The sequence below is a fragment of the Acidithiobacillus sp. TH-A36 genome (assembly GCF_057473445.1).
The window spans coordinates 24,919-33,385 of record NZ_JBYCKP010000523.1 but is presented as its reverse complement, the minus strand read 5'-3'; the positions used below and the strand labels follow the sequence as shown (position 1 = coordinate 33,385).

Here is an 8,467-nt window from a genome sequence, read left to right as displayed (position 1 = left end):
GCTGCATCGTTTGCGCCTGTCGCAAAAGCGTCTGTGTGGGCTCCCAATAACTCTGGCACATTTCCCTGAAATGTTGTCGCTCGACATTATCCGGGAGAGTGCCTAGGTCTTTTAGCTCGTTCAAGTCGGGAATGGTGGTCTGATAATCCGAAACTATCCGCTTGTACGCCTGTCGGGCCTCTGTGGGCACCACGATAGGCGGGAAACCGGCGTGCAAAACCGGCACATTGGAGATCAGTCTGGCCACGCGCCCATTACCATCAAAAAATGGATGGATGGTCACCAGGATCAGGTGCAGATCGGCATAGACCTGTACGGCTTCCGTATCCGTAAAATCGCCCTGCAAGGCCGCATTGAGCATCCGCAACCACTGTCCCATCAAGATGGGGATGCTTCTGGGGGCCGGAAATTCCCGATACCGCTGACGGCCATCCTCGCCAATATAGGTCGTAAAATTGGGTTCATTCTTCCAGGCCCCTGCGGGTTTGAAGATGTCCACGACTGCATCCGTCAGTACCGCACGGTGCAAGGCAAAAAGGTCTTTGTCTTGTATCTGGTCCTTGGCCATCAGGGCGTAGATGATCTCAATAGCCTTGGCATGACCGATGACTTCCTGATGGTCCCGCAATGGCTTCCCGGCCACCGTAAGGCCTTCCTCAAGAATAAAAGCGGTGTCACCGAGCGTCAGGCTATTCCCCTCGATGGCTGTGGAGGTATGGGTCCACAGGTTGCGAATCTGAGCGAGTAGAAGGGTGCGGATACTGGCGTCCAGGTCCGCGTAAAAGGGTTTTCCGGCCATCACAGCCTCATGTCATAAACGGTCATCTCGGCTCTCGTCATCCATCCAGTGCTGCGATCAACTTACCGGCACCCGCTGGCGGTGCCCCAAAAATCACGCGATGCACCCCATGGTCCGTAACCACAATGACCGGCGTTTCAATACGGCCTCTTGGAAACCCTGCATAGAGGGCCGTGAGATGTTCGAGAACGGCGTTGTGGTCTTCCACTACCGCTAAAGCCATCGGATTGCTTACCGGGGATATATGGCCGCCTGCAGCGCCTTTTTTGAATCCACCCTCACTGATGGCCAACAAGTGCTGCGGTGTCTGGTGTATGGAAGGATCTACCAGGGGCAATACAATGTGTGCGGCCTTGCCGGGACTGCTGGGCTTGATGAGACCAACCATGAGGACGCGCACCGAGACTTTACCGGCTTTGAGCAACGGCTGGAGTTCTTCGTAGAACCGGTGACAGACACTGCAGTTCGGGTCCAGGAAGGCCACCATCTGAGGGGCTTTGGGTGAACCAAGAACAAAACTGTCTGGGGCCTGCGTTACCACACCCCAGGAATTGGGATTCAACGCATAACTGCTGCTCCCGGCGATCACGCTGACAGGTATAGGTCTGTCATCGGCTGACGCGGTTACGGCGGTCATGCCCAGAGCGGCACCGAACAAAGCGGCTACCATAAGACTTTTTTTGATGAGCACGAATGATCTCCTGATGAATATAAGGCCACATATAGCACTAAACCAGATTCTGCGGAACCGGCCAGCCGCCTTGCTTAAACAAATCCAGCTTTATTTAGGAATTCAAATATTTTTTGGATTCCAAGGTCTTGGGATTCCTGTTTTTCCCGGATGGATTCAATGGACGCATTCATGGCTTCCTGTTTGGATTCGTTGTCCGCGCTCATGTTGGTCAGCTTGCGAGACAAGGCATCCACCGATTGTGTCAGCGGCGCCAGATTCAACGGATGTTGCAGAAAGTAGGCATTGATGGCAGCGTTCACTGCAGGTTTCAGGGCCGTTTCCAAAGCATCCTGCCCAGACCGCTCAAAAGCACTGTGTAATGCGCTTTCAAGCTGCTTTCCGATCTGCTGCTCCAGAGTATCCGCGCCGATGTTTTTGACCACTTCCGGCATGGCGTCATTTAGGGCGGTTTTCACAGATTCCTGCAGATGCTTGATAAGGGCTTGACCGCTTTTTTTATCCGGGCTGAAAGCTGCCTGGATGACTTCTGGCCATTGTTTGCCCAATTCTGCCTGCTCCAGAGCCTTCTGTGCGGCATTCTTCCAGGAAACGCTGACGGATTCCTTAAAACGCTCATCTTTTTCAAGATCAGCCAGTATGGTTTTACTGGCATCCGGAAACCATGCCTGAAACGCATCATTCAGGAAGCCACTCCAAAGCGGCAACAGGGTGTCCAGATTCTCGGGATGATCTTTGAGGGTTTTTTTCAGATGTTCCAGCACATCCGGCAGAACCTTTTGCAGTTCATCGGACATTTGAGTTTTTGCCCATAATTCGGGCAGGCCTTTCAGGACATTCTGGATTTCATCACTCAGTCCTTTTTTTTCGTCTATCCAGCTATCCAGCTTCCCGATAGACGCATCCAGATGTTTTCGGTTTTCCTGCTGCACATATTGCAGCCGTTTATCCAGTATGTCTCCGACCTCATGGGCCAGCGCATCGCCGTTATCCCCAAACCGATCCCACAAAACATCCTGAAAGGCAAAAAACCCCTGCAAGGTCGTATCCAGATAATCCATGGTGTAGATCATGCGCTCTGCGGCCCAGTCATCCACCCGGGTTTCTTGCCTGGCCTGTTCCAGTTTTTTCCGAAAGTTAGTCGCGTCTTCCCGAAACTTACCGGCGCGCTCTCCCGACGACAATTCTGCCATGTTCCACCTCTTTAGTGCCGAATTAACAAGAAATAAGCCAGGCCTGACCCCAGAAGACTGCCCACAAAAATAGCCAGAATGGTGGGAACGGAGGTGATCTTTGAACTATCCACGATTTTTTCCATGCGCTTACTGGCCGCATCTAATTGGTTGATCATCTCCCGGTATTCTTTCTGGAACTTTTCCAGCCCCTGAAAGGCCCGTTTGTGCTGGTCCTCCCAGTTGTCCGTGGCGGTTTTCAGTTCGGCGGATCGTTTTGTGACTTCAGTCGTCAGTTTGGTGATCTCGCTCACCACGTTGTTTGTATCGTGTTCCATTTTTTTTCGTGAATCATCCAGCTTCACGAGAGTTTCCTCTACAAACAGCTTGAATTTTGCATCTACAGCGTCAGCGGATTCCTTAAGCTTTTCCTGCAAACGCGCATACGCATCACCATAGGCTTTCCCCAATGACTTGGCCTGCTTATCCGCGCGGAGCAGTAACAGATCACGAAACCCCGACACGATGGCCTGCGTGGATTTGTCCGCATATCGTGTGGCTTCTTCGAGATCCATAATCAGGTGCTGATGCTGGTTGACTACCTCATCCTTTATGCTGGCGTGGCTTTCCAGATCAGCGGGATCATCATTCCGGGAATCCGCACCCATATCAGTCCCCCATGGCGTTCAGCCAGGCCAACACATTGGCGAATATGGGATCGTCGTGCTGTTTGATCTGCGGCCAGCTTTTGGCCAAAACATCGGGATACACATAGGCACCGCCGCCAATCAACAGAATCTCATCCAGATCAATGACCGGACGGAAAATTTCCTCAACCGCCTGGCGAATTGCCTCACCAGAACTGGAAACGGCGGCATTCCATTCTTCCGTCATGTCATAGCGGGTTCCGCTAATCCGCAACTGTTTGCTGCGGAATGATTTTTCGACGCTGGCCTCAAAGTTCATCTTGAACCTGGCTTCGATGGCCCGACGATAGTTCTTCTGGGCGTAGGAGACCCCTTGATCCATTAAACCGCCGCAACGGGCAAACGCGACTTGACCATTAGCCACAACGGTTACATCGGTGGTTCTGTGACCAATATCCACGACCGCGAAGTTCTCCACATCTTCACTGCTGGCAAACATGGCCACCAAAACAGACTGGGGGAAACATTGCGCATGGCTTGGGGCCGAAAGCAGCGTATCGGCTTCTGATACCCGGTAAACGGGCTCCAAATGATGCTTCTGTTTTGCATCAATCGCTTCATTGTTCTGAGCACCACCCGCGTAATATCGGGCTATTGGCAAGCCCACGGCCAAATCATACTCCGCGTCATCCGGCACACCCGCCTGATGGATGGCGAAACGCACTATCGCGCGATTGGCATCATGCAGCGCGAAGTTTTCAAACTCGGTCGGGCCATGCCGATTGGCATCACCGACCGTGAACAGGTCCCCGCCTGAGCGCATGACCATGGTGTCAAAGCTGCCATCCTGCGGATTCATGTTTCCCGCATGGGCACCCGGAATGAAATGCGTCGGAATGATGTGCTTGGTGATTTTTCCATTCTCGTGTCGAATGGCTACCTTGACGTTACCGTAACCATCGTCTACTGCAATTTTTAGTGCCATAAAGCCAATTCTCCAACTCGGGAAGGGAGTAAAAGGTTCACCGTCAACGCCCGATTCGTATGACAGTGAACAACATCCCAGAACCAGGAAGTATCCAGAGGTTCATGGGTCAAAAAAATCACGGTTCTCTCGCGAGTGGTTTAGGAAACATATTTTCATTCTGTTTCATGATTTTCTGTATCCGCCGTCTTTCTGCTTCCGCCGCTGCCGTTTCTTTTTCTATCTCGGATTGATTTGCAGCGGCCGGTGTCTCGGTGACAGGTTTAGGGAGATCATCCTGCGACTTATGCCTCTCTGCGGGCGGCGTTTTTCCGATGGGATTAACCAATAAATCTGCATGTTTTGCTGCGGCTTCCCGCAATAGCCTCTTATTGATCTCCAGCCTTTCCGCGTCCGACATTTTCGTAGCTTTTCCCGTGGCGGACTGAGCTGCAGTAGCGGGCGTCCCGGTGACAGGTTTCGGGCGATCGTCTTGTGGCGGTTGCCCAGTAGGTGACAACGGCGCACCATGATGGTCCGCGTCGGTTTCAGGCGCAGGTTCTGTTGCTACATGTGTTACAGACAAGGGCTGTTCAGGGTCTTGAGATTCTACAAATCGTCCGAGGTTTTCACCTTCAGCAAGAAGGGCTGCAGATCTTCGTTTGATCGCATCCAAACTTCCAAATTTAGCGGCATGGTCTATGAGCAATAATTCACTGTTGGAAAAAAACAGCGATTCATCTCCCACAATATTTAAAGCCAGATACAGCAAATCCAGTGGTTTTAAGCTGCCGGAAGATCGCAGGACAGAACAAAGGGCGGGCCAATCCTGTTTAAGTATCTTCAATTCCAGCCTGACCGCTTGCTCATCTGTGGTCACCAGCATCTCACTGGAATGATCCCCGTTATGCTGGACCACCGTTTCATTGGGATGAGCCAGTGTGGGGGCCATATCCAGTTTATTCAGGACGGTGCTGGGCGTCTTTGGGGCGTTTGACCCGGTTTTTTTACGGGGAGCCATACTCAGTCCTCACGATAACGATAAGGCGATGCAAAAAGAACCCGCAACCGACCCAACAGTTGCGGCAGACCGTACCCGCGACGTGCAGCAAAATGCAGGATGAGCATGCTGACCACCACAAAAATAAAGGTATCCAACTCAGGATGGAACAGAAAAACCAGAATCGGCCAGAAGGCCTGGCCGTCGATAAAAAAGAACTGTGGCGTCTTTGACCGATACCGCCAGGCGTTGACTTCTCCCGCAACCGTATTTACACGAGCCATGATAGATGCTTCTCCTTATTAACCGTAGCTGCTTAACAACCACTGCAGGGCATGATCGGTAATCCGCCCCTTGGCATGCCAGGCGCGGGCATCCACAGCAAACGGATGACCGTGCTTTTTCACCATCTCGGCAATGGTCGGTGTCAGCCTGTCGAACGGGGTTTTGAGCAGCTGTAAACGCATTTCTTCCGTGAAGACCATCCATTCGCGCACCGCCTGCAATTTGCCGTCTGGAGTGTCCAGCAACCTTTGCGAAACCACCATTCTCAGGGAATCACAGAGATCATTCGCCAGCGACTCCGCTTCATCGCGCGGGAAATTCTTGACCATACGCCCTATGGAGTTGGCGACGCCCATGGAATGCAGAGTACCCAGAACATAATGACCGGTCATGGATGCGGTCAATCCTGCGATAATCGTTGCGCGATCACGCAACTCCCCGACCATGATAACGTTGGGCCTGCGCCGCATGGCTTCCTCAATAGCCCGATCAAAGGTCAGTATGTGCCGAGGAACTTCCGATTGACTGACACGCGGATGCCGGAAAACAAACTCTATGGGCGCCTCCGCCGTGATAATCTTGTGATTGTCGAATCGCGGATCTTCCAGCGCCTTGCCGAACATCGCCGCCATCAGGGTGCTTTTTCCGCTACCCGTAGGACCCGTCACCAGGACGATGCCATCCGGAAAGAAGAAGTTATCCATGACTTCCTCCGGTATATCCAGCTTGCGCCAGTCCGGAGGATCTTCGCTGATGGCGCGTAGCGTGATCTGGATACCTGCAGACTTGGCCGATGGATTGATGGGGTCACGACACAAGACAGCATTAAACCGGAGCCGCACCCGTGGGGGTAAGCCCAGTGCTTCATGATCCCTTATCTGCAGAGAATAGGCGGTATTAGCGCCGCCCTGTTCGCGTTGCAAAAACGCCCAGCCATTCGGATAAATCGTTTCGACGACCTGTACGACCTCATTGTGGTCCATGGTGCGCGGCAAGACGATGCGTTTTCCATGAACCATGACAACCGGTTCCATCTCCGACTGCAGGTCCAGATCCGAGAAATCCGGCCAGGCTTTGAATACCATCTCCAGCCAGTGTGCGGCCTCGTTTTCGCTATAAATCCGCATTCTGGCATCAAAAGCATCCATGCCGCGCAAATTCGTCATACCCGCGTCTCCTGCATGTCCTGTGTCGGGATATTGAAGGGATCGGTGAGACGCACAAACTGTCCGGAAGCCAACTGGTCCCACTCCTGCGTGCTGAACCCCATGGCATCCATCATGCTGGCCAGTAACGGGCTAGGATCATGGGGAAACAGAAGCAACTCCTGAAAGGAGGAAACCAGCCCCTGAAAATGGTCCCGGTGCCCATCGGCATAAACGATAATCCGGGTCTTCTCTGTCCAATCCTGCAACCAGGTATCAAGATGTGCCCAATGTCGATGCAACCAGTCTGTCGTGCGTGAAAAAACGTACAGATCGGCACTCGGTGCATCGGTTTGCGGATCGAGAACCTGCCATAGATCCTGTGATTCTGACTCGGTCATGGTTTTGCTGAAACGCATCACCTGTATCTGGTCTGCCGGATAGACGGGAATGCGTCGGTAGGGCTTTTCCATGATATGCAGATGGGTACCTATTCGTGAGATTTCTGGTGCCCAATCATCTGCACCGTCAAACACCTGCACGCGCTGCCCCTGTTTCACAGATTCAAGCAACAAATCCTGCAAGGCTTCCATCCCTCCGGATGTGAACCCGCCAACCAGAAGCGTGCTCTGTTTCAGGTTATCAAGCGTCAGGACCGATTCAGAAAACAGCATCATCGCGGCAACACCCGCCAGTCTTTGGGCGGTGCAAAACCGGCGGGCAGGGTGATTCGGTGGAGTGTGACGCCAACCTGCATCCGTGCCGGACGGTCCAGCACGCGCTCATCCCGTTCCACCCCGAGATTGGCCCGTTCAATCATCGGCGGTTTCACTTCACCCGCCAGCATTAAACGGCGATACCGAATCATTCCGGTTTCATCCCGGGTCAGTCTGGCCAGCCCGTTGCGAAACAGGGCATCGGCTTCCTGCTCACCAGCCTGCCATCCCAATGCCGCCGCTTTTTTCCACCAGACTTCTTCCATTTGGTTATGAGGAAGCAGAGCCGGGGGAATCGTGGATAAACGAGGCTCCTTATAAGAGAGATATAGATAATCGCGCCAGGTCGGGAGAACCGAGACAAAGCGTGCGGGAATCACAATGCGGTAATCCTGCACGCTGGTCCGCATGGCATCCGCATGCACCACGCGCGCCTGGCGGCCACCCTCAATGACAGGGGGCAACACATTCCCCGGTAAAGTCAGCGATGAAAAGTTGTAAACCCGGTCCAGCTGCGGAGCAACGCCATCCAGTGTCTGGTCGATCTCCCGCGACCGTGCCGCCAGGCCACCCTGCGCACCGAAACTTTCCGCTGTTTGCACAATGGCTTTTTTGCGCAGGTTTAGTGGCGTTTCGTTCTTTTTCAGATGCTGCACCTGTAGCTGTTCCGTTTTGGTCAGATTCTGTAACTCCGGTAAAGTCCACATTTAATCGTGCTCCATGATTCAGCCTTGCCGCCGCATGTTCAGAATTTCCTGACGGCGGATTGCCAGTATTTCTATCGTTTCCTGCCTCACTCTCTTAACCGCGTGCAGCTTATAAAGACCAAACCAGACCATCACGATTCCAATCCCCATAAAAACAAACGGCAAACCGAGCAGAATAAAAATCCATGCTGAAATTTTCATCATACCTGTAGTGCCCTGTACCTGTTTTGCCCATTGTTCCATGCCGCTCATGGTGTCATAGGGCGGTTCCCGCAATTTGATCAGTTCGCCCTCGCGGTTGGGCATCAGCGCATTGTCCATCGTCTCGAACAGGAACATGG

At 52.9% G+C, this 8,467-nt stretch carries 11 protein-coding genes; all 11 read right to left on the bottom strand.

Features of this window, described 5'->3' with window-relative positions:
- The coding region (locus AC2VLY_RS13335; protein WP_486893405.1) for a Fic family protein at window positions 1-799 on the bottom strand (799 nt) is incomplete at its 3' end.
- Window positions 800-836: 37 nt separating this feature from the next.
- Window positions 837-1,490, bottom strand: a complete 654-nt coding sequence (locus AC2VLY_RS13330) for a thioredoxin domain-containing protein (RefSeq protein ID WP_486893403.1) — start codon at window positions 1,488-1,490, stop codon at window positions 837-839.
- Between the two features lie 74 nt (window positions 1,491-1,564).
- Complete coding sequence (locus tag AC2VLY_RS13325; RefSeq protein ID WP_486893402.1) at window positions 1,565-2,683, bottom strand: hypothetical protein; 1,119 nt, start codon at window positions 2,681-2,683, stop codon at window positions 1,565-1,567.
- A gap of 11 nt (window positions 2,684-2,694) precedes the next feature.
- A complete protein-coding gene (locus AC2VLY_RS13320) occupies window positions 2,695-3,330 on the bottom strand; it encodes a hypothetical protein (RefSeq protein WP_486893400.1) in 636 nt (211 codons plus the stop codon).
- 1 nt (window position 3,331) lies between these two features.
- Window positions 3,332-4,294: a ParM/StbA family protein gene (locus AC2VLY_RS13315; protein ID WP_486893398.1), complete on the bottom strand. Its 963-nt coding sequence runs from the start codon at window positions 4,292-4,294 to the stop codon at window positions 3,332-3,334.
- A gap of 118 nt (window positions 4,295-4,412) precedes the next feature.
- Window positions 4,413-5,294, bottom strand: a complete 882-nt coding sequence (locus tag AC2VLY_RS13310; RefSeq protein ID WP_486893397.1) for a hypothetical protein — start codon at window positions 5,292-5,294, stop codon at window positions 4,413-4,415.
- 2 nt (window positions 5,295-5,296) lie between these two features.
- Window positions 5,297-5,557: an IcmT/TraK family protein gene (gene icmT / locus AC2VLY_RS13305; RefSeq protein WP_486893396.1), complete on the bottom strand. Its 261-nt coding sequence runs from the start codon at window positions 5,555-5,557 to the stop codon at window positions 5,297-5,299.
- 18 nt (window positions 5,558-5,575) lie between these two features.
- Window positions 5,576-6,724, bottom strand: coding sequence for a type IV pilus twitching motility protein PilT (locus tag AC2VLY_RS13300; protein WP_486893395.1), 1,149 nt, complete (start codon window positions 6,722-6,724; stop codon window positions 5,576-5,578).
- The gene (locus AC2VLY_RS13295) at window positions 6,721-7,380 is read right to left on the bottom strand and encodes a hypothetical protein (protein ID WP_486893394.1); all 660 of its coding nucleotides are present in this window, start codon (window positions 7,378-7,380) and stop codon (window positions 6,721-6,723) included. Before AC2VLY_RS13295 ends, AC2VLY_RS13300 begins: the two co-directional genes overlap by 4 nt.
- Window positions 7,377-8,126 (bottom strand): type IV secretory system conjugative DNA transfer family protein, encoded by a 750-nt coding sequence (locus AC2VLY_RS13290; protein ID WP_486893393.1) that lies wholly within the window; start codon window positions 8,124-8,126, stop codon window positions 7,377-7,379. The genes AC2VLY_RS13295 and AC2VLY_RS13290 overlap by 4 nt, the downstream gene beginning before the upstream one ends.
- 18 nt (window positions 8,127-8,144) lie before the next feature.
- A complete protein-coding gene (locus AC2VLY_RS13285) occupies window positions 8,145-8,465 on the bottom strand; it encodes a hypothetical protein (protein WP_486893392.1) in 321 nt (106 codons plus the stop codon).
- Window positions 8,466-8,467 lie beyond the last annotated feature (2 nt).